21 protein-coding genes and 1 other RNA gene are annotated in these 22,316 nt (G+C 47.6%); 18 read left to right on the top strand and 4 right to left on the bottom strand.

Features of this window, described 5'->3' with window-relative positions; all coding sequences use genetic code 11:
• Positions 1–17 precede the first annotated feature (17 nt).
• The 3 genes from cyoA to AB4Y93_RS27870 form a co-directional block, all read right to left on the bottom strand.
• Entirely contained in the window at positions 18–1,019 is a 1,002-nt protein-coding gene (cyoA, locus tag AB4Y93_RS27880; protein ID WP_441896932.1) for a ubiquinol oxidase subunit II, read from the bottom strand.
• Between the two features lie 222 nt (positions 1,020–1,241).
• The gene (locus tag AB4Y93_RS27875; protein WP_167283004.1) at positions 1,242–1,550 is read right to left on the bottom strand and encodes a hypothetical protein; all 309 of its coding nucleotides are present in this window, start codon (positions 1,548–1,550) and stop codon (positions 1,242–1,244) included.
• Between the two features lie 141 nt (positions 1,551–1,691).
• On the bottom strand, positions 1,692–3,785 hold the full coding sequence (locus AB4Y93_RS27870; protein WP_441896930.1) for a transglycosylase domain-containing protein: 2,094 nt from the start codon (positions 3,783–3,785) through the stop codon (positions 1,692–1,694).
• Between the two features lie 152 nt (positions 3,786–3,937).
• On the opposite strand from AB4Y93_RS27870, the gene speE reads away from it, so the two are divergent.
• The 4 genes from speE (at position 3,938) to argS (ending at position 7,668) form a co-directional block, all read left to right on the top strand.
• Positions 3,938–4,765: a polyamine aminopropyltransferase gene (gene speE, locus AB4Y93_RS27865; protein WP_167283008.1), complete on the top strand. Its 828-nt coding sequence runs from the start codon at positions 3,938–3,940 to the stop codon at positions 4,763–4,765.
• A 170-nt stretch (positions 4,766–4,935) separates the two neighbouring features.
• On the top strand, positions 4,936–5,463 hold the full coding sequence (locus AB4Y93_RS27860; protein WP_441896927.1) for a DNA-deoxyinosine glycosylase: 528 nt from the start codon (positions 4,936–4,938) through the stop codon (positions 5,461–5,463).
• 79 nt (positions 5,464–5,542) lie between these two features.
• Positions 5,543–5,983: a DUF1934 domain-containing protein gene (locus AB4Y93_RS27855; RefSeq protein ID WP_441896925.1), complete on the top strand. Its 441-nt coding sequence runs from the start codon at positions 5,543–5,545 to the stop codon at positions 5,981–5,983.
• A gap of 5 nt (positions 5,984–5,988) precedes the next feature.
• A complete protein-coding gene (gene argS / locus AB4Y93_RS27850; RefSeq protein WP_441896923.1) occupies positions 5,989–7,668 on the top strand; it encodes an arginine--tRNA ligase in 1,680 nt (559 codons plus the stop codon).
• 631 nt (positions 7,669–8,299) lie between these two features.
• On the opposite strand, the gene AB4Y93_RS27845 is transcribed toward argS, so the two are convergent.
• The gene (locus AB4Y93_RS27845; protein WP_441896921.1) at positions 8,300–9,430 is read right to left on the bottom strand and encodes a S8 family peptidase; all 1,131 of its coding nucleotides are present in this window, start codon (positions 9,428–9,430) and stop codon (positions 8,300–8,302) included.
• A 365-nt stretch (positions 9,431–9,795) separates the two neighbouring features.
• Between AB4Y93_RS27845 and rpoE the strand changes: the two genes are divergently transcribed.
• From rpoE to AB4Y93_RS27775, 14 genes are all read left to right on the top strand, one after another.
• A complete protein-coding gene (gene rpoE, locus AB4Y93_RS27840; RefSeq protein WP_441896919.1) occupies positions 9,796–10,377 on the top strand; it encodes a DNA-directed RNA polymerase subunit delta in 582 nt (193 codons plus the stop codon).
• Between the two features lie 375 nt (positions 10,378–10,752).
• Positions 10,753–12,357 carry a CTP synthase gene (locus AB4Y93_RS27835; protein WP_441896917.1) on the top strand — a complete coding sequence of 535 codons (1,605 nt, stop codon included), beginning with the start codon at positions 10,753–10,755 and terminating at the stop codon, positions 12,355–12,357.
• Positions 12,358–12,489: 132 nt separating this feature from the next.
• A complete protein-coding gene (locus AB4Y93_RS27830; RefSeq protein WP_132312442.1) occupies positions 12,490–12,888 on the top strand; it encodes a response regulator in 399 nt (132 codons plus the stop codon).
• A gap of 288 nt (positions 12,889–13,176) precedes the next feature.
• Positions 13,177–14,430: a UDP-N-acetylglucosamine 1-carboxyvinyltransferase gene (locus AB4Y93_RS27825; RefSeq protein ID WP_441896915.1), complete on the top strand. Its 1,254-nt coding sequence runs from the start codon at positions 13,177–13,179 to the stop codon at positions 14,428–14,430.
• 103 nt (positions 14,431–14,533) lie between these two features.
• The gene (rho, locus tag AB4Y93_RS27820) at positions 14,534–15,898 is read left to right on the top strand and encodes a transcription termination factor Rho (protein ID WP_441896913.1); all 1,365 of its coding nucleotides are present in this window, start codon (positions 14,534–14,536) and stop codon (positions 15,896–15,898) included.
• Between the two features lie 24 nt (positions 15,899–15,922).
• Entirely contained in the window at positions 15,923–17,176 is a 1,254-nt protein-coding gene (locus AB4Y93_RS27815; protein ID WP_441896911.1) for a radical SAM protein, read from the top strand.
• Between the two features lie 108 nt (positions 17,177–17,284).
• Entirely contained in the window at positions 17,285–17,482 is a 198-nt protein-coding gene (gene rpmE, locus AB4Y93_RS27810; protein ID WP_167283026.1) for a 50S ribosomal protein L31, read from the top strand.
• Positions 17,483–17,560: 78 nt separating this feature from the next.
• Positions 17,561–17,995: a hypothetical protein gene (locus tag AB4Y93_RS27805; RefSeq protein ID WP_441896909.1), complete on the top strand. Its 435-nt coding sequence runs from the start codon at positions 17,561–17,563 to the stop codon at positions 17,993–17,995.
• Between the two features lie 60 nt (positions 17,996–18,055).
• Positions 18,056–18,323, top strand: an RNA gene (ffs, locus tag AB4Y93_RS27800) — signal recognition particle sRNA large type.
• A gap of 159 nt (positions 18,324–18,482) precedes the next feature.
• A complete protein-coding gene (gene dnaX, locus AB4Y93_RS27795) occupies positions 18,483–20,255 on the top strand; it encodes a DNA polymerase III subunit gamma/tau (RefSeq protein WP_441896907.1) in 1,773 nt (590 codons plus the stop codon).
• A 26-nt stretch (positions 20,256–20,281) separates the two neighbouring features.
• The gene (locus tag AB4Y93_RS27790; RefSeq protein ID WP_167283032.1) at positions 20,282–20,593 is read left to right on the top strand and encodes a YbaB/EbfC family nucleoid-associated protein; all 312 of its coding nucleotides are present in this window, start codon (positions 20,282–20,284) and stop codon (positions 20,591–20,593) included.
• Positions 20,594–20,704: 111 nt separating this feature from the next.
• Positions 20,705–21,304, top strand: coding sequence for a recombination mediator RecR (gene recR / locus AB4Y93_RS27785; protein ID WP_441896905.1), 600 nt, complete (start codon positions 20,705–20,707; stop codon positions 21,302–21,304).
• Between the two features lie 152 nt (positions 21,305–21,456).
• Positions 21,457–21,744: a DUF2508 family protein gene (locus AB4Y93_RS27780; RefSeq protein ID WP_441896903.1), complete on the top strand. Its 288-nt coding sequence runs from the start codon at positions 21,457–21,459 to the stop codon at positions 21,742–21,744.
• Positions 21,741–22,004, top strand: a complete 264-nt coding sequence (locus AB4Y93_RS27775) for a pro-sigmaK processing inhibitor BofA family protein (RefSeq protein WP_441896901.1) — start codon at positions 21,741–21,743, stop codon at positions 22,002–22,004. Before AB4Y93_RS27780 ends, AB4Y93_RS27775 begins: the two co-directional genes overlap by 4 nt.
• The last annotated feature ends 312 nt before the right edge of the window (positions 22,005–22,316 follow it).

Below are 22,316 nucleotides of genomic sequence, written 5' to 3'. Positions count from 1 at the left end.
TCCTTTCCTTGCATTATTTATTCTTGAGCAGTATGAGCAGAAGCTTCCATACCTGTCATGCTGCTCAGTTCAGAGCTGCTGGATGAGTTTGTAGGTGAATTGGTGTCATGCCCGCCTTCTGCATCATGAATAGGGCCTGATTTTTCGCCACTATGAGGGGCTTTAGCTCCGTTTTCACCAACATATTGCGTAACAACTTGATCGAACAAGCCTTTAGGGAAAGCCGAGAAGAACTGCTGATCAGAAGATCCAGGTTGTTTCAACTGCTCAAAACCTTCTTCTGTGAGAGCAGGCGCAGATGATTTTACACTTTCAACCCAGGATTTGTAGTCGGCATCAGAAGTTGCCTTCACATCAAAGGTCATTTTCGCGAATTGCTCACCTGTGAAGTTGGCACCCGAACCAAAGTATGTGCCAAGTTCATCGGCTTGGAGATACAAGGTCATTGCCATGCCGGACATCGCATAGATTTGACCACCAAGCTGTGGAATCCAGAAGGAGTTCATGGCTTGGTCCGCCGTTACGCGGAAGCGAATTGGCGTATCCTCAGGAATTTGAACGTAGTTGACGGTCGAAATTCCTTCATCCGGATAAGTGAAGAGCCATTTCCAGTCAAGCGAAGTTGCTTCAATGGTAATCGGCTCCTTAGCCGATTCAAGCGGTTTGCTTGGCTCTAGATCGTACGTGTATTTAATAGTAACGGTCGCCAGGATCGCGATGATGATGATCGGAATCGCCCACCAAATCGTCTCCAGCTTTGTGCTGTGCTCCCAGTTTGGCTGGTATCCGGCTTTGTTGCCCTTCTTGTCACGATAACGCCAGATAATATAAGCAGTCAGGATCAATACAGGAACCAGAATGATCGCACATAGCCATACCGTGATCCAAATGAGATCCTTTTGTGATTCGCCGATCGGTCCTTTTGGATCGAGGACGAGATATTGATCGCCGCAGCCGGATAGCATGACGGCCATTAGCATAATCATCAACGGAACCAGATAGCGGATAGACTTTCTCATTTTTTGTTTCAACTCCTCAAGATTGCTTCTTGCTATTAAGATTAGCAGAAGTCGCTCAGAATAACTGCTGGCTTAACAATTACGTCAACAATTCGTCTTTTTTCTGTAATAGAATTTTCACCATATTGACAACTGTGGTTTTTTTCCTTGGAAATTAACACACAAAAAAACCGCTCCTCGTCAATATTGACGAAAAAGCGGTTCGTTAAAAGCAATTTTGAATTACAAAATATGGTTGGATTGATCATCGTTCTGCTGATCTTCCATCGCCTGATGGATTCTTGCATGTACGAGGCTGATCGCTGTACCAATTACATAAATGAACACGCTGCCGACAAGACAGCCGATACCAACCATTAAAGTGGTGTTCTTATCACTAAAGTGGCTGATATTGATCAGACATAACAACACACCCACTGTCAAAGCCGTCCAGGCAAAAATCGTCATTAAAGTAACAAGTCGCTTCACGTTTGCAGCTGTTGCTTCCGCATCCGACTTTACATTGCTTACCGTTGCTGTTTTTGTAGCCATCTTAAACACTCCCATAAAGTTTGTAAGTGCTTACTTCTTGATCCTACTATACCACAGTTTACGGCTAATGTTCAAAGAATTTTCACTTTTTGATCAAAATTTAGACAAATTCGTCTGAATTCATGTGGTTTGTTTTTCCAATTAGTTCTTCCACCAACGCTTCAAGTCATTCCACCAAGTACCGCCCTCTTCTTTGAGCTTGTTGTCTGCCTCGGTATCTTGGCCCGCTGGTTCGCCGCATACCTCGGTTGGCTCTGTTCCCGATACAAAGGATTCCAGCCGTTTGTTCGCACAGGTGGATGCTGCTAGCTTGCCGCTTGTCGGATCGATGTATACGTTCACGACACCGTCCGGGATCGGGAAGATCTTAGGCGGGATGGCGGATAGCGCCTGCTCTGTGAATTGGGCGAAAATTGGAGCAGCGCGATGGGCCTCGGTAACGGTCAGCTTCCGATTCTTGTCATAACCGACCCATACGGCTGTTGCCAGCTCTGGTGTGTAACCGACAAGCCAAGCATCGGTAGATGTTGTGCCGGTTTTACCGGCTACGGGTCTTTTAATGAAGGAAGACACTCGGTTCGCAGTACCGCCTCCTTCAAACACGCTCTCCATCAGGCTAGTCATCACGTAGGCTTCAGAGGGATTGATGACCTGCTCTTCTTGCCGCTCCGCTTCATATATAATATGTCCGTTTCGGTCTGTGATGCGTAGGATCGCGACAGGCTCGACTCGGACACCGCCATTAGCAATGACCGCGAAGGCGGAAGCCATCTGGAGTGGACTGACCGGAAAAGTACCAAGCGCCAAGGAAGGAACCGGATTCATCGGGCTCGTAATGCCAAGCTTCCTCGCCGTTTCAATAACCCGGTCGGCGCCCACTGTCATAATGGTGTTTACAGCATAGATATTGTCCGAGCTTGCAATAGCTGTGCGCATATCAATGAAGTCGTTGAAATACTTGTCATTGTAATTGCGCGGCTCATAGGTTTTGCGTCCTTCATCATAGGTGAAGGAGGTTGGTTCGCTCTTAAACCGGGTGACCGGCGTCATAAAGCCGCTGTGCAGCGCGGTCAGGTATAGGACTGGTTTAAAGGAAGAGCCCGGCTGCCTGGTTTCGGCGAGCGCCCGGTTGAACTGATTTGTTTTATAATCCCTGCCGCCGACCATCGCTTTAATGTACCCATTGCGCGGATCAATTGAAACAAGTGCCGCCTGTTGCTCTTCACTTCCGGCAAGCCCATTCTTGACCGCGTCCTCCGCAGCACGCTGCGCAGTAGGATCAAGTGTTGTATATATCGTTACTCCGCCTTCATTTAATAGCTGCTCATTAATACCTAGCTTATCAACCGCTATGTAACGAATATAATCGCGGAAGTAGGGAGCAAATCCCGCCTGTTCGCCGGAGCCGAGCGGCTGAAAGGTTAATACTTCCTTATAGGCGGCATCAGCCTCATCCGGCGTGATATCGCCAGCTTCCGTCATTGCGCTCAAAATGGTCAGCTGACGGTCTTTTGCATTTTTCATATCCATAAACGGGGAGTAATATTTCGGCCCCTTCGGGATGCCTGCAAGCATTGCGCTCTCGGCCAGCGTTAATTCGGAAGCATGTTTATGGAAGTACAGCTGTGCTGCCGCTTCGATGCCATAGGCGCCATGCCCGTAATAAATCTGATTCAGATAAAGACTAAGAATCTCATCCTTCGAGTAATTCATCTCGAGCTGAACGGTATACATAGCCTCTTTCAGCTTACGCTGCCATGTTTTCTCATGGGTGAGATACAGGTTGCGGGCCAGCTGCTGGGTTAATGTACTCGCACCTTGTTTTGCGGACATCGTCTCTACGTTAACCAATACGGCACGGGCCATGCCTTTCATATCGAACCCATTATGTTCATAGAAACGGTGGTCTTCAATCGCCAGTGTCGCATCTACAAGATAAGGTGAGATTTCATTAAGCGGTACGGAGCTACGGTTCTCACCTGTATGGAACGTATCAATTACCTGTCCCTGCAGGTCGAGCATGCGGGAGGTCTGGCTGATTGATGTTACCGGCAGCGACTGGAAGCGCAAATAAAGAAACATGGACACAGCACCTAGCACCAGTACGGCGGCAATAGCGGCGGTCCATCGTAAGCTTTTTTTGAACCTCATAACATGAGGAAGAAAACGTTCGGTTATAATAGGAAAAGCATATTTGCGGCGCGGCTTGCCCGGCCTGATCTGCTGCTTTTTCATGATGGTGCTCCCTTCGCAAGAACGACCTTTTCCTTAGTATGGAAAAAGGTGGGGAACGATATTCATGTGAGGAAGCTAGAAAAGGTTGATTTTTCGCTCCGAACTACTATAATACATGGAGAACCATTGACGGAAAGAAGGGATTTATCGACATGGAATTGTGGTATACAGAAAAACAAACCGAAAACTTCGGCATTACGGCGAAGATTACTAAGACTTATGTAGACGAACAAACTGATTTTCAAAAGCTCGATATGATCGAAACGGAAGAGTTCGGCACGATGCTGGTTCTCGACGGTATGGTCATGACTACAGTTAAGGATGAATTCGTGTATCACGAAATGGTAGCCCATCCGGTACTCTTCACGCATCCAAATCCGGAGCATGTGCTTGTAGTAGGCGGCGGAGACGGTGGCGTTATCCGTGAAATTATGAAGCATCCAAAAGTGAAAAAAGCCGTGCTCGTTGATATTGACGGCAAGGTTATCGAATATTCCAAGAAGTACCTGCCGACGATTGCAGGCGAACTGGACAACCCTCGTGTTGAAGTTCAAGTGAACGACGGCTTCATGCATATTCATGATCATAAAAATACGTATGACGTTATCATGGTTGACTCGACTGAGCCAGTTGGCCCTGCGGCGAACCTGTTCACACGCGGCTTCTACCAAGGTATCTACGAATCACTGAAAGAAGACGGCATCTTCGTCGCTCAAACCGACAACCCTTGGTTCAAAGCTGACCTGATTCAAAGCGTGAACAAAGACGTGAAGGAAGTATTCCCGATCGTTCGCGTATACGGCGCTAACATCCCAACTTACCCAAGTGGTCTGTGGACATTCACAATGGGCAGTAAGAAGTATGATCCGCTTCAAGTGGATGAAGCTTCGATTACTGAGATTGAAACAAAATACTACACACCACGCCTTCACAAAGCGGCATTTGTTCTGCCTAAATTTGTAGAAGACCTCGTGAAGTAATAAAATAAGCGGCATACTCGCAGATGGCGAATTGCTGATGAAAGAGGCGTCTTTGTATCACCGAAGCTTTCTGTAAAGCTGAGGCGATGAAGGGCGTCTCTTTTTTTATTTCCGGCGCGGCTGGTGTAGAATACGTAGTACGTGATTTTTGTGCTGAGGAGAGGATTCGAGTGGAAGAAGCAGAGCGCATTTATTCTTTTCCGCCGGTGATTGATGAGCGTGCCCGTGTATTGGTGCTGGGGACTGCGCCAAGTGTAAAGTCGCTGGAGCATCAGCAGTTCTACGGTCACCCGCGTAATTACTTCTGGGGGATGGTATACGGTATTTTTGGTGCAGGAGCGCCGGAAGAGAATTACGAGAGCCGGCTTGCTTTTCTGCAGGAGCATCATATGGCGGTGTTTGATGTAATTGAATCCTGTGAGCGGCCAGGGAGTCTTGATGTGAACATTAAGAACGAGCAGCCGAATGACCTGCCTGCATTGCTTGCGAAGTATCCGGGTCTGAAATGTTTTGCATTTAATGGAAGCAAGGCATATGATACCTTCCGCAAATATTTCCGCGATCATCCGGCGTTTCGGGATATTACCCTTCTGAAAATGCCCTCAACCAGTCCGATTCCCACGCAAAAGATGCGAAACTTAGAGGACCGAATCGAGGCATGGCGTGCCATTCTCCCTTACCTGGATTTATCGGAATAGCTTACAATCGTTGAAATTACGGGCCTTCCTGTATATAGTAGTAACATACGAGAAGACTGGAGATATAGGAGTTTTTGTTATGCAAGATAGAATGGCGGTTAAGATCACGCTGACAAGTACCCAGGACGGAGAGTCCGTCGTACAAACGTACAAAGGGGAATGGTTCCGTAAGGAAAGATCGGTGTATATCCGTTACGAAGAACCGGTGGAAGGCAGCGCTGATCCTATTCGGACGCTGGTGCGCTTCCGCACGGACGAGCTGTCGATCACACGCCGCGGCGTTGTGGAGTCGGAGCAGTTGTTCGTTCCGGGAGAAGTGAGACGAAGCGGCTATTATCGCTCTCCGTATACTTCGTTTCAAATGGAGACGGCTACAGCGTTCGTTGCGGTGAAGGGTGATGACGGCTTGGAGCTGCCATCAGCAGTGCTGCCTTATACGATTGAATGGCAGTATGAATTATGGATGAATGAACATTTGTCGGGCCGGTTCCATAATCGGCTCCATATACAGGAGGAGTAGGAGTAATGAGTACGAACGTGTTGGAACAGATGTATGAGAAGGTAAAGGAAGCGATTGCTGATGCAGCAGTAGCAGGTGGCCTGGCTGCACGCGAGGAGCTGCCGGCATTCGTGCTGGAAGTTCCTAAAGACAAAGCGCATGGCGACCTGGCGACTAACGCAGCCATGCAGCTGACTAAGCTGGCGAAGAAAAACCCTCGTCAAATCGCAGAGACGATTATCGCGAACCTGAACGGGGAGAAGTTTGGTATCCAATCCGCTGAGATCGCAGGACCTGGTTTTATTAACTTCCGCATGGACAAAAGCTATTTATATTCCGTTATAGGTGAAATTACAGCTGCGGGAGATAACTACGGCCGTACGAAGGAAGGGGCAGGTCAACGTGTAGAAGTCGAATTCGTCAGCGCGAATCCGACAGGCAGCCTTCACCTTGGTCATGCGCGTGGCGCAGCTGTTGGTGATGCCCTTTGCAACGTGCTGGATTTTTCAGGCTATGAAGTGACTCGTGAGTACTATATCAATGACGCTGGTAACCAAGTAAACAACTTGGCTCGCTCGATCGAAGCACGTTACCGTCAAGCACTTGGTCAAGAAGCTGAGATGCCGGAAGACGGCTATCACGGCGAAGATATCGTAGGCTTCGGTAAGCTGCTTGCGGAGCAGGAAGGGGACCGTCTGCTTTCGCTTTCCGATGAAGAGCGCTTCGCTTTCTTCCGCCAATTCGGTCTGGAGAAAGAATTAGATAAAATCAAACGTGACCTCGGCCGTTTCCGCGTTGGCTTCGATATTTGGTACAGCGAGACATCGCTGTATGAGAGCGGTCAGGTTGAGCAGGCGCTCGACGCGCTGAAGGAGAAAGGCCAAGTGTACGAAGAAGAAGGCGCGACATGGCTTGCGACAATGCCTTATGGCGACGACAAGAACCGCGTCCTTGTGAAAAATGACGGCTCGTACACGTATTTGACACCGGATATCGCATACCACCGCGACAAATTCAGCCGCGGCTATGACCGGATGATTAATATCTGGGGCGCTGACCATCATGGTTACATCCCTCGTGTGAAAGCTGCTATGGCTGCCCTTGGCAACGACCCGGACAAGCTGGTTGTGCTCATCGCGCAAATGGTGAGCCTGTTCCAAGACGGCGAAAAAGTAAAAATGTCCAAACGTACCGGCAAAGCCGTTACGATGCAGGATCTTATGGACGAAGTAGGCGTTGATGCGATTCGTTACTTCTTCACCATGCGCAGTATGGACTCGCATCTTGATTTCGATATGGACCTTGCGATCTCGACTTCGAACGAGAATCCGGTCTTCTATGTGCAATATGCGCATGCGCGTATTTGCAGTATCTTCCGCCAGGCGGACGAGCAAAGCATTGCTCTCTTGCCTATTAGCGACATTGACTTCAGCAAGCTGAACTCCGAAGCTGAATTCGACCTGATGCGCAAACTCGGCGAGCTGCCGCAGGAAGTGTCGGAAGCTGCAGCTCAATACGCGCCGCATCGTCTTGTACGTTATGTATATGAACTGGCTTCGCAGTTCCACAGCTACTACAAAGCAGAGCGCGTCATCACTGAAGACGCGGATCAAACGCAAGCGCGTATCGCCCTGCTCGGCGCTGTGCGCACAGTTATCGCCAACACGCTCCGCCTCATTGGCGTATCGGCTCCAGAGCGGATGTAATCGTTCCGCTCACATAGCGGCCTGGCATTCGCCAGCCGCCCATCTTGGCCGCTTATTTTGCTGACCGCATTTATGCGGATACACGAAAAAATGCTGCGAACCGGCGAATGGGTTGCGCAGCATAATCGGTCTCTAAGCTGCTTGGGCTACTTTCATTGTATTTATTGCAGTATAAACAGTCTCTTCGGCTTCTTTGCACCGTCTACATTACAGTTTCTACAGTATAATTGCCTCTGTGAGGCGGAATCTTGCAAAAACTTCACGATTATCCTGCACAAACCTCTTACAACATAGGTCTCGGCATTTGCAGAGACGAGACCAATATCCTGTAAAAAATACAGCGCAGCCTTAGGCTGCGCTACAACAAAAAGAAACCGTTCCAACGGAGAGGGGGATACCCCTCCCGAGGAACGGTTTCTTTCTTTTTCTCCCAAAAGGGCCGATGAGGTGCGGGGCAAGGGCAATGTATCTCCTGGAGGAGCGTTAGCGCCTGCCTTTGACGACTGAGAAATCTCGTTACAACGAGTATATTCAAATTTCTCAGCGTCAACCGCAGCCGGAAGGAGATACATTGTTCGCAGCCAGCCCCATCATCGCCAATCCGCGAACTTGCCCTTTCACCACAGTCACATCATCGGTCCGCCGCCCCCAACATCTTCATCACATCAAGCTCCCCCGTATACTTGGGAGCTTTTGTACTTCGAAGCGGCTGGTACGCTTTCTTCAGGATCGCCTTGATCTCTGCGGGAGTTAATCCCGGCCTATATGCGAGCAGCAAGGCGATGGCTCCACTGACATGCGAGGTAGCCATCGAAGTTCCGCTCATTTCATGATATTTGCCGCGAAGCCAGGCAGAGAAGATTTTATCGCCAGGTGCATAAATATCGATGAATGTTCCCCTGTTGCTGAACGGGGCAATGCGCCGAAGCTTATTTGTAGCCCCGACGGATATCGTCTGCGGATATCTCGCTGGATAATCGACCGAGCGTCGTTTGCCATCGTTACCTGAGGAAGCAACGACAATAACGCCAGCATTATAAGCGTTGTTTATTGCGTTCAGGAGAGCTTTGCTGCGTGTTTTCATGCCAAAACTCATATTAATAATATGGACCCGGTTGCGCACACACCAATCAATGCCAAGAATAATGTCGGAGACAAAGGCGCTGCCGTTATGGTCGAATGCTTTAACAGGGAGGATTTGTGCTCGAGGAGCAATGCCGATCATGCCCTGTACTTGGTTGGCTGCTGCGATGGTTCCGGCGATATGTGTGCCGTGCCCATTATCATCATGAGGCAGCATGCTGCGGTTGAGCAGGTTAATGCCACGAGACAACGACTGCCGAAGATCGGGATGACTGAAGTCTACACCGGTATCGATTACGCCGATTTTAATGCGATGTCCTGTCGTTGTGCTCCATGCTAGCGGAGCTTTAATCTGCTGGATGCCCCAGGGGATGCCTTTTTCCAAAGGAATGGTTTTGGCTGCTGTGTGAACAGAAATACGGCGGTCGTTCTCAATCCATACGCCGCCGGAGAAACCAGATAATGTTGCTTCGACAGGGAGCTGACAAGAAATTGCACGAATGATGCGCATTTGCTTAACCGATTTGAGCTCAGGGGTAAATGTCGATGCTTCAGACCACTCTTGCAGAAAGCGTCGATAATCCCCTTGCTGTTGAAATCGGATAATCCGATTTTTTGTCTTTTGGCCCGTGCAAGCCATCGTGTCCTTCAACCAATGGAGAAAAGCGGTGATGTCCAATTACGCGTCCCCTCCCGACGGACGATGCTGAACTATTGTATGAAACAAGGAGTTCGGCCGCATGAGCAACTTGCCTTTTTTCAGATAATTAGGCTTTGAGCCGTGTCAAAACGTCATGGCAAACATACGATGAAGTAAGAGTTCTTAGGGACTCTTATCGCTCCGGTCCGCATTACTCATGCGCTGTCCGGATGGATACAGTCAAAGCGAAGGGACAGCCCTTCGCTTTTTTCTGTTTCGGGGCAGGATACAGGGACTTCATACAGCCGAGGGACGGCTTGCTTTTTTGAATAAAATAGGTTTTACTATACTTTGATAATGGTTAAGATTATGAAAGTGAAGATAGCAAGAAGGGATGTGTCCATATGAGCAGCGGCAATATTACATTGAAGCTCGATCCTGAGCGGGTAAAAGAAATGCCTATGGTAGATTTAGCGTTTGAATTGTTGAAATCGGCCAATACGCCTTATTACTACCGTGACCTGATGATGGAAATTGCGAAGGTTCGCGGACTGTCTGCGGACGGAGTTAACCAAGTAATCGCTCAAGTATATACGGAGATCAATATTGACGGCAGGTTCGCTTGCGTAGGAAGCAATATGTGGGGATTGAAACGCTGGTATCCAGTTGAGAAAAACGAGGATCCGATCACGAACGCGAAACGTCCTCGTATCATTAATGACGAAGATGATGATGATGATCTGTTTGCGGACGAAGAAGAAGAAACGTACGCAGGTGACGAAGAAGATTACGATGTATTTGATGAAGATCGTGAATTCGGCGAAGCTGAAACAGAAGAAGAAGTTGATGAAGAGGTTAGCATCGAAGACGAAGAGATAGAGGAAGACGCAGTTGATGAAGAAATCGACGCTGATGCTGAACTTGATGATGAAGATGCTGATGACGGAGATTTTGAAGAAGACGAGGACGAAGAAGAAGAGAAATAATCGTCTTAAACTGGGTCGTCTTTACGCTTGACAGTCCATAGACGGGCGGAGTAAACTATTGCATGGGCTTTAAGATTCGGTTAACGTACCGCACAAGCAGCAATGGCTTACCTTTCATTTTTTGAAGGATGAATGCCTAAGCGGAATATAGCTTTCGCCGCTCTCTTGCGGGTTAGCTAACGTTTAATAATATGCCAAATGAAAAGTGCCCCGTGAAGACGGGTGTCACTTTTTTTGTTTGTAGAAGTAAGTTTCAGTAACCAGATTTAGGAATCCATAAACTGGATAGATGGGTACAACACCTGCTAATCCATGTTTATTGTACAAATGGGAAAACCTAAACATAACCATAGGAGCTTGGAGGGTATTAGCAAAGTGACAAAATATATTTTTGTAACCGGTGGTGTCGTTTCTTCGCTCGGCAAAGGGATAACGGCTGCATCACTCGGTCGTTTGCTTAAGAACAGAGGCCTTAAAGTAACGATCCAGAAATTCGATCCCTATATTAACGTTGACCCGGGAACGATGAGCCCGTACCAGCATGGTGAAGTATTCGTAACGGATGACGGCGCGGAGACAGACCTTGACCTTGGGCATTATGAACGGTTTATCGATATTAACCTGACGAAGTACAGCAGCGTAACAACGGGTAAAATTTATTCGAACGTTATTTCCAAGGAACGCCGTGGTGAATACTTGGGCGGAACGGTACAGGTTATCCCGCATATTACGAACGAGATCAAAGAGCGCGTGTACCGCGCTGGTAAAGAAGCCGGCTCGGACGTTGTTATTACAGAAATCGGCGGAACAGTAGGCGATATCGAAAGCTTGCCTTTCCTTGAAGCTATCCGCCAAATTAAGAGTGATATTGGACGTGACAACGTGATGTACATTCACGTAACACTGATTCCATATATCAAAGCAGCGGGTGAAGTGAAAACTAAGCCGACACAGCATAGTGTAAAAGAACTACGCAGCATTGGCATCCAACCGAACGTTATCGTCTGCCGTACCGAGCATGCGCTGTCAGAAGATCTGAAACGCAAAATCGGCCTGTTCTGCGACATCGACGCTAATGCCGTTGTCGAATGTCTCGATGCATCGACATTGTATGAAGTACCTCTTATGCTTCGTGAGCAAGGACTCGACGATATCGTCGTTAACCACTTGAAGCTGACGACAAACCAACCGGATATGACGCAGTGGGAAGAAATGGTCGAGCGCGTGAAGTCACTGCATAAAACGACTGAAATCGCCATTGTCGGCAAATATGTTGCTCTTCATGACGCTTACCTTTCCATTGTAGAAGCTCTTGGACATGCTGGTATCGACGCAGATTCGGAAGTGAAACTTCGTTGGGTGAACGCGGAAGAGATCGACGACGAGAATGTAGGAGAAGCTCTGCAAGGCGTACATGGTATTCTTGTACCAGGCGGCTTTGGTGATCGTGGTATTGAAGGTAAAGTGACTGCAATTCGTTATGCACGTGAACAGCAAATTCCATTCTTCGGTATTTGCCTTGGCATGCAGGTGGCTGTTATCGAATACGCGCGTAATGTAGCAGGTTTGTACAACGCAAACAGTGCAGAGATCAATCCTTCAACGCCATATGCAGTTATTGACCTGCTTCCTGATCAAAAAGATATTGAAGATATGGGCGGAACGATGCGTCTTGGCCTCTATCCTTGCAAATTGAAGCCAGGTTCGCTTGCTTCTGTAGAATATAATGATGAACTGGTATACGAACGTCATCGTCACCGGTATGAGTTTAACAATGAATATCGTGAGCGTATTGAATCGGCAGGACTTCGCATTTCTGGTACTTCCCCTGACGGCCGTTTGGTCGAAATGGTGGAGCTTCCTGCGCACCCATGGTTCCTTGCCGTTCAATTCCATCCGGAATTCACATCCCGTCCGAATCGTCCACAACCGCTCTTCCGCGGATTTGTTCGTGCTGCTTTGAAATACTCCGGACAATAAGAACACCCGTTCTAACAAGGAATGTTTCAATTTTTTTATTGGAAAAGCAGGATAATGTGCCTCTCCGCGCGAATATATTAACGATTATGGAAGAGTTGACCAGTTGTCGCTCGAGTCGCGGGAGGTAATATCTTGGAGAAGAAGAAGCTATTGATCGTTGATGATCAGAATGGCATCCGAGTGCTTCTAATGGAAGTATTCAGCAGTGAAGGCTACAATACTTTCCAAGCTTCAAACGGTAGGCTGGCACTGGAAATTGTGAAGGCTGAGAACCCTGACCTCGTTCTGCTCGACATGAAGATTCCGGGGATGGACGGACTTGAAATTTTAAAGCATGTGAAAGCCATTAATCGTGAAATTAAAGTCATTATGATGACCGCATACGGCGAGCTCGACATGATCAAGGAAGCGACTGATCTGGGTGCTGTGATGCATTTCACGAAACCGTTTGATATCGATGAAATGCGAATCGCGGTTAATATGCAGCTTCACGGCGGCAATTCTAACAACCGCTTCGCGGTAGGGTCCTAAGGGACCCTTTTTTTCTGCCCATATGGAAGACTTTCACGTGGTATCCCTGCTTCTGTAAGGGAAATACCATTCCCTGTCCCGTTATGGTATAATAGCTCAGAATATAAAGTCTAATAGACCTGATAATAGCTTTGTAATCAATACAAATTCGCTTCCGTACTTTACGAAGCGTACTAAATAGGAGCACAGGATGACGAACCGCTTCATCACGGCGAGTGTGTTAGTATAAACCTCGCACGCTAGGCGGTTTTCCTATGTTTCTTCCTAGTCACGGGAGGACTACATTTGATGGAGAAATTGATGATACGTGGTGGACGTCCACTGCGGGGCACCGTCCAAATAAGCGGAGCAAAGAACAGTGCCGTCGCTCTGGTTCCGGCTGCTATATTGGCTGAATCAGAAGTGGTATTGGATAATTTGCCCCATTTAAGCGATGTTGTCGTATATAGTGAAATCCTTGAGGACCTGGGCGCTGTAGTAAGCTGGCAAGGCGATATTATGAGAATTGATCCTTCCCGCCTTGAGTCAAAGCCGATGCCTAACGGTAAAGTGAAGCTTCTTCGCGCTTCTTATTATTTGATGGGCGCCATGCTGGGGCGTTTTGGGGAAGCGATTATTGGATTGCCAGGCGGCTGTAACTTCGAGCCGAGACCAATTGATCAGCATATCAAAGGCTTTGAGGCACTAGGAGCAACCGTAACAAATGAACACGGCTCCATGCGTATTCACGCAAAAGAGCTGCGCGGAGCGAAGATTTATCTCGACGTTGTAAGTGTGGGAGCAACCATTAATATTATGCTTGCGGCCTCGCGGGCCAAAGGCTCTACAATTATCGAAAACGCGGCAAAAGAGCCTGAAATTATAGATGTAGCAACACTTCTTAATTCAATGGGAGCTCGCATCAAAGGGGCAGGCACAGAAACGATCCGAATTGAAGGGGTCGATAGCATGCATGGCTGCCGTCATTCGATTATTCCTGACCGTATTCAAGCGGGTACGTACATGATCGCCGCTGCTGCAACACGTGGTGACGTGACCATCGATAACGTGATTCCGAAGCACATGGAAGCCATGACAGCAAAGCTGGAAGAGATGGGCGTAACGGTTCATGAGATGGATGAATCGATCAGAATTATTGGCGCGCCAGAGTATTCAGCTATTGATGTGAAGGCGCTTGTTTACCCGGGCTTTGCAACGGATCTGCAATCGCCGATGACGACGCTTTTGACGCAAGCAAAAGGCGTGAGTATCCTGAGTGACTATGTGTACAGCAACCGTTTCAAGCATGTACCAGAGCTGAATCGGATGGGTGCGGATATACGTGTTGAAGGGCGTTCAGCTATCGTCGAAGGCGGAGAGTTGTTTGCTGCTAAAGTAAAAGCTGCTGATCTGCGGGCTGGCGCCGCGCTCGTTATTGCTGGCCTTACCGTGAAGGAAGGCATTACAGAAATCACTGGTGTGGAATACATTGACCGCGGTTATGACAATCTTGTTGATAACCTGCGCCGTTTAGGTGCAGATGTTTGGCGGGAGACAGAGTAAAGTTAATTCCAATATTTATGCGCCTTCTATGGATTAAGACGAATAGAAGGCGCCATTTCGGGTATATAATGATAGCTAAAACTGAATACAAAGTGGTGAGAATATGACAGATCTTCAGATCGCTGATCTCGAAGAATTGAAGCTGACCGAATTATACAAATTAGCAAAGCAGTATCAAATTCCGTACTATGGCCAGCTGAAGAAGAAGGAATTGATTTTTGCAATATTACGTGCACAAGCGGAAAAAAGCGGCCTCATGTTTATGCAGGGTGTACTTGAAACCTTACCAGAAGGATTTGGCTTCCTTCGGCCGATCAACTATTTGCCAAGCAAAGAAGATATTTATATCTCTGCTTCGCAAATTCGAAAGTTTGATTTACGAACCGGAGATCTAGTATCTGGCAAATGCCGGCTGCCGAAAGATTCGGAGAAATACTTTGGCCTTCTTCAGGTAAATGCCGTAAACGGCACAGATCCTGTACAAGCGGCTGAAAGACTTCACTTTCCCGCTCTGACCCCTCTTTATCCACAGAAAAAACTCGTGCTGGAGACGGCATCTTCCAAACTTTCTACACGAATTATGGATTTGCTTGCACCTGTTGGCCTTGGCCAACGTGGACTAATTGTAGCGCCGCCGAAAGCGGGTAAAACCTTGCTGCTTAAAGAAATTGCGAACAGTATTTCGACTAACCATCCGGATATTGAGTTGTTTGTATTGCTTATTGATGAACGCCCAGAGGAAGTAACGGATATGCAGCGTTCTGTGAAGGGCGAAGTTATTGCCTCTACGTTTGATGAAGTGCCTGAAAATCATATCAAAGTAGCCGAGCTTGTGCTTGAGAGAGCACTGCGTTTAGTGGAACATAAGAAAGATGTTGTTATATTGCTCGATAGTATTACACGTCTTGCGCGTGCTTATAACCTTGTTGTTCCTCCATCTGGCCGTACGCTTAGCGGCGGTATTGATCCTGCGGCCTTCCATCGTCCTAAGCGATTCTTTGGTGCGGCCCGCAATGTGGAAGAGGGCGGCAGCCTGACAATCCTCGCGACGGCCTTGATCGAGACAGGCTCGCGTATGGATGATATCATTTATGAAGAATTTAAAGGTACCGGTAATATGGAGCTGCATCTTGACCGGAAGCTTGCAGAACGTCGTATTTTCCCTGCGCTTGATATCCGCAGATCGGGTACACGACGTGAAGAGATGCTTTTAACGAAAGAAGAACTGGATAAATTATGGGTTGTGCGCCGTAATATGACCGATACACCTGACTTTGTTGACGGGTTCCTGAAGAAGCTTGCTGACTCTAAGACCAATAGTGAGTTTTTGATGTCGCTTGATACAATAGAGGAAAAGTCAACGCCGAAGCCTCAGCAGTCGAGGACAAGCACGGGAACAGGTACGGGAATTAAAAGCAGCGCAACAACTGGAAGGCGGCCAGCGCCGCGCACAACGCACGGCTCTTAGCGCTGCTGGAAGGAGGACATCAAGATGAATCTCGTATATGCGGATGAGCAAGGCAATGTGTTTGATCATCCTGACTATATTGCGCTTGGGCGCAGTGGCGATATGATCGTCGAACTGATGGAGGAAGAGCTGATTCCATTGCCGCGGGGGGCTACCCTAGTAGGACTGCCGCATACGCGGCCGGTCTTTATTGAGCCTGACACAGGTGAGATGAAGATGCTCTCCGGCAATTATCAGGCGGTAGGTGCTTTATTGCCGCAAGGGTTTACCCGGCTGGCTCTACCAGGGTACGTGAAGACGGATAAGAACGAGAAGTTTCCGTTATTCGGCTATACTTCAGTCGTTTGGAAAGACGGCGGATTTTATGTAGCGGCGGAGCAGAGCGATGATCCGTATAAGTGGGATCCGCTGAACTGCGACCGTGGTGAAGTTCGCAGACAGGTGGAGCGATTAACTTCGAAATATCCGGAGAATCGTTTATACAAGCATTTATCTAACTGCGCGCTTGGTTATGAATGCCTAACTTCGTCGAATACGTTCCTGCAGCGCTGGGAGGGTGGCGTTCCTGTCTCCTATTCCTGTAATGCTGGATGTTTCGGCTGTATTTCCGAGCAACCAGACGACAGTGGTTTTGTTGCACCGCAGACACGTATGAACTTTAAGCCTACGGTAAATGAGATTGTGGAGATTATGCTGGAGCATCTGAAAACGCCAGAATCCATTATCAGCTTTGGCCAGGGCTGCGAAGGCGAACCTTCGACGCAAGCCAAAATAATTGTGGAAGCGATGAAGATCGTCAGAAGCCAGACGAAGCTGGGCTACATCAATATCAATACAAACGCAGGTCTGACTGATTTCATGCGTGCGATCGTAGACGCAGGTCTTGATCTTATGCGGGTCAGCACCATTAGTGCACTTGACGAGCATTATAACGCCTACTACAAGCCGCGTGCTTATACCTTAGCTAATGTGGAGAAATCGTTAAAGTATGCAACTGAAAAAGGTGTATACACTTCCATTAACTACCTCATATTCCCTGGTGTCACGGACCGTGAGGAAGAGATAGAGGCCATGATCGGATTTGCGAAGCGGACAGGCTTGAAGCTGATCCAAATGCGTAATCTGAACATTGACCCGGAGAGCTATTTGAACTTGATCCCACCTGCCAAAGGCGAGATTTACGGGATGAAACAAATGCTCGAAATCTTCCGTGATGAGCTGCCAGATGTTGTGATTGGCTCCTATACACATCTCCCTCCTGCAGCGATGCGCAAGTAGCTGGGAAAACATCGGCATTGCATGAGTGGTATGGTCATGCTATAATCCGAGATGTGTGATTTTAACTCTGGACCCGCATGTGGTTCAGGGCAGAAAGAGGTGAACGAGATGAAACAAGGTATTCATCCGACATACCACGTATCCAACATCACTTGCGCTTGCGGTAACTCATTCGAGACTGGTTCGATCAAATCGAATCTTCGCGTAGAGGTTTGTTCCGTGTGCCACCCATTCTTCACGGGTAAGCAAAAGTTCTTGGATGCAGGCGGTCGCGTCGATCGTTTCAAAAAGAAATACGGCATGTAATATTATCTGCCTCGGCTTAATTTGGCAGAATAAGAAAACCTCCCTTAGCCATCCTATGGTTAAAGGGAGGTTTTTTGATTGCTTACCAAAAGAATGCTAAGACGCAAGCTGCGAGTATTGTTTATGGGCTTCGCAATACCTGCTTTAATAGTTGTAAGCTTATCGGGCTGTGCTACTGATGGCATAAACAATGGTCATCGTTCAAATAACCAGAAGGTAGAGACTTATGGCCATGATGGATATATGGGCTACTCCAACAGTAATCCTAATCTGCCTAATAATCTTACTTTCCTCAATTATGATTCGGACAGGAAGTTTATAGGCCAAGTACTGCAGCCAATCGATGGTATTAAAGACAGCAGGGTTTCCTTTAATGGGGGGAACCTGAATGTACACATAACAGCGGATTCAAAACTGACGAATGAGCAAATTCAGGCGCTTGAAGCAAAAGCTCAGAAAGCTGTACAGTTCAACATGCCGCGTTATCATGTCAAAGTGACAGCGTCGCGCTAGATTGGACTGCCACTATCCTACGGTTGCGCTTTATGCTGGGATGGGCTATACTTAGTTTTGCCGTGCTAGATGGGGAGTTAGCGGTGCCCTGTAACTCGCAATCCGCTTTAGCGAGGTTGAATTCCTGCTTGAGGTTATGTGATGCAGGGTTTGGCGCTTGCAATCAGTGTTGACAGTTGGGTCCTCCGCAATGGACGCTTGTGAACCCGGTCAGGTCCGGAAGGAAGCAGCCGTAAGCAAGTTTGTTCATGTGCCGGGGGAGTGCCTGACTCGAGCTGAGACGCAAGAGTGCCGCCTGGATCGCATGTTATCGAGGGCAGGTGCACGGTACACATTATTTTCATAGAGTAACTGAGGAACACCAGCGATGTGGTTCTGCTTTCTTAGAAGCAGATGCCTAGAATGCAGGTGTTTTTGTTTTGCATATAGAAATCATGTTGTATAATAGAAGAACAAAGAATGAAGCAACCGAAAGGAACGTAAACGCGTGAGTCATATTGCATTATATCGTGCCTGGCGTCCGCAGACGTTCCAGGATATGGTCGGACAACGGCATATTATACAAACGCTGCAGAATGCGATTCGAGAGAATCGTGTCTCGCATGCCTATTTATTTAATGGACCCCGAGGTACGGGGAAAACAACAGCGGCCAAAGTTCTAGCGAAAGCAGTAAACTGCGAACGTGGTCCAGCGGAAGAGCCGTGTAATGAATGTGATGCTTGCCGCGGAATTACAGCCGGTCATATTATGGACGTTGTTGAGATTGATGCGGCGTCAAACCGGGGTATTGATGAAATACGGGATATTCGAGATAAAGTTCGTTACGCCCCGTCTGAAGTTCGTTATAAAGTGTATATTATTGATGAAGTTCATATGCTTACCTCTGAAGCCTTTAATGCCTTACTCAAGACATTAGAGGAACCTCCGGGTCATGTTATTTTTATATTAGCAACAACTGAGCCTCATAAACTTCCTGCGACAATAATCTCACGATGCCAAAGATTTGATTTTCGGCAAGTGTCGCTTGAGGAACAAACGGAGCGCCTGCTTGAGATCTGTAAGGAAGAGGGTATTGAGGCAGAGGACGATGCCATCTCTTATATCGCCAGATTATCCGAAGGCGGTATGCGTGATGCGATAAGCCTGCTCGAACAAGTTTCTGCCTTCGGTGGTTCCAGAATTACGCTCGATGGAGCTGTGGATGTAACAGGAGGAATGGCGGCGGATCAGTTCTATGCACTGGCTGAAGCCATTAGAGATCGTAATGTAGCTGCTATTATGCCGCTCGTAGAAGGTTTGACGCAGGCCGGGAAAAGCGCGGATAAATGTATGGAGAACCTGATCTTTTATTTCAGGGATCTGCTTGTGCTTAAGCTGGCACCTCAAGGTACGGTGACCGAGCGTGTTGTAGATGCAGAGCGTTTCCAGGAGATGGCCGGAGCATTTAGTTCTGAACGGTTATTCCGGATGATTGACACACTCAATGGCTATCAGTCCGATATGAAGCATGCTTCTCAGCCCCAAACCTTATTTGAGGTCGCACTGATGAAGATTTGCACGATTGGCAATGAGAGTAGTACAGCTGCTGGGGGGGCGGGTTCATCAACCTCACCGCCGGCTGCCTCAGCTGAGGTGAATCGTCTGCGTCAGCAAGTCGAAGTGTTGGAACGTAAGCTGGAACAGCTTATCCAAAATGGTGCGGCTAACGCTGGAGCTGCAGGATCTGCTGATGGTGGAGCAGCACGCCCCGCTGTTAATCAGTCCCGTCGAAGCGGCGGGTTTGGTGGTAACGGGGCAGCAATCAGCAGAGCTACGGTAAAACTCGATCCTTTCGTGGCATCTGCTGGAAGTCCTAGTACGGGGCAGATTCGGATGAAGTGGAACGAAGTGCTTCAACGGGTCAAGGAAGCCAAGATTACTGTACATGCCTGGTTTGTTGATGGAGAACCAGTGTCAGCAACGGATGGGACGGTGCTCGTAGCTTTTAAAAATACGATGCACCGCGAGACAACCGAACGGCCAGCACATCGGGAGATTATTGAACGGGTTATTCAGGATGTAATAGGCAACCCGTTGAAGCTAGCCACATGTATGCTGAAGGAATGGCAGAGCGCCAGCAGCCGTTCGGGAGAGCAGCAAGGTGAAACGCTGGAATTACAGCCCGATGCGATTGACACCGGGGAGGAACAGCGTCCACAATGGGTAGAGGAAGCAGTAAAGCTTTTTGGTGAGGATTTAGTTGTTATCAAGGAAGATTAGTTAACTATAACGATGAGGTGATAAGCATGAATAACATGAACCAAATGATGAAGCAAGTTAAGAAGATGCAAGAACAAATGATGAAAGCACAAGAAGAACTTGTTAATAAAACAGTTGAAGGTACAGCAGGCGGCGGCGTTGTAACGGTAGTTGCAAACGGTCATAAGAAAATTATTAGCATCACGATCAAACCTGAAGCGGTAGATCCGGATGATGTAGAAATGCTGCAAGACCTTGTTTTGACTGCAGTTAACGATGTTCTTACTAAAGTAGACGAAATTGCGAACCAAGACATGGGCAAATTTACAGGTGGTATGAAAATTCCAGGTTTGTTCTAAGGCTAGTTGCCGGAGAACCATCATATATAAAGCTAAAACGTATGCTGACTGACGCCGCCGTAAGGGCGGCGTCAGCCGTTTACGCTAGAGGATTGAAAGGAGCTGCGCGTTTTGTTTTACCCTGAACCGATAGCGAAGTTGATTGATGCCTTTACGCGCCTCCCTGGTATAGGACCAAAGACGGCCGCAAGGTTGGCTTTTCACGTGCTTCGCATGAAAGAAGATGATGTTATTGATTTCGCCAAAGCACTTGTTAGTGTGAAGCGAAATTTAACGTATTGTTCGGTTTGCTGCAATATTACGGATACGGATCCTTGCCGGATCTGTCAGGATAAGACACGGGACAACACAGTTATCTGCGTAGTGCAAGAGTCCAAAGATCTCGTTGCCCTGGAACGGATGAAGGAATTCCAAGGGCACTACCATGTCCTGCAGGGTGCAATATCGCCTATTGAAGGTATTGGTCCTGATCAGATCAAAATTGCCGAGCTCCTTCGACGTTTGAGTGATGAGCGAGTGCAAGAGTTGATTCTAGCAACAAATCCAAATATTGAGGGCGAAGCGACAGCCATGTATCTTTCAAGGCTCGTTAAGCCGTTTGGCATACGAGTTACACGAATTGCTCATGGTCTGCCCGTTGGCGGCGATCTCGAATATGCTGATGAAGTCACCTTGTCCAAAGCATTGGAAGGTCGCAGAGAACTAAACTAAATACTACGAGTAACGTTAAAGAGCCGTCTTCCCCCTTTGGGGAAGGCGGCTCTGTTTTGTTTTCTGGAGGTTATCCGTTCTAAACCTGTCCTAGTCTTTATACATATATAGAAATGCCTTGTCCTAACGGACAAGTGAGGAGGCGAAGTGTGATGGGCAAAAGTCAGCATACAGGTGATCTTGCATTAATGAAAACTCAAGTAAAGCCAATTCCACAAGTAGATACAGTAGAATGGGGCGAACATTTACGGGCTGAAATTGCTGAGGCACATAATGAGTGGGTAAATGCTAATCGGTTCTTTAATGTCGCTGTTGGACAAGATCAGATCGACTATGCCATTTATGCATTGATTACGGCTGAGAAAAGATATGAGATGTTAATTCGAATCGCCAAGCGCACATGCAGCGTATGGCCAGCGTGGAGAGGGGCATTACAATGAACATGATATGGCTTGCTATACTTGTTTTATCATCTGTTGCTTTGGTTGCTGTTCTTGTTAGACAGCGCCTGTCTTTGGCATGGATTCGAAACTTTGCAATTCATTTCGTACTTGCTGCTGCAGTCCTATATGTATTAAATTTCTCGGGACTAATTCCGAACATATATATTCCGCTTAATCCGGTTACAATAGGTACTGTTGTCGTGCTTGGTGTTCCAGGCATTGCTCTGATTGCTGGTGTACAATACTTGATTGTATGAGATCGAGAAGTTTTTCGAATCAAGGGTTGACCTTATTGTTTGATTCATGGTATATTACTTCTCGCGCCAAGTGCAAGGGAAAACAAGCTTCAAAAAAAGATTTAAAAAAGAACTTGCAATCAACTAGGCAACTGTGATATATTATAAAAGTCGCCGCTGAGAAAAACGGTCGACAAACGAAAGAAAATTGTTCTTTGAAAACTGAACAACGAGCAAAACTGCCCCGTTAGAAATAACGGAAAAAGCGATAAAAACAAGTTTGAGCAAGTCAAACAGAACCATTTCATGGAGAGTTTGATCCTGGCTCAGGAC

Source organism: Paenibacillus sp. YAF4_2, from assembly GCF_052113225.1.
Lineage (GTDB): Bacteria > Bacillota > Bacilli > Paenibacillales > Paenibacillaceae > Pristimantibacillus.
The sequence above is the reverse complement of the archived record's forward strand: the minus strand, read 5'-3'. Positions and strand labels throughout refer to the sequence as shown.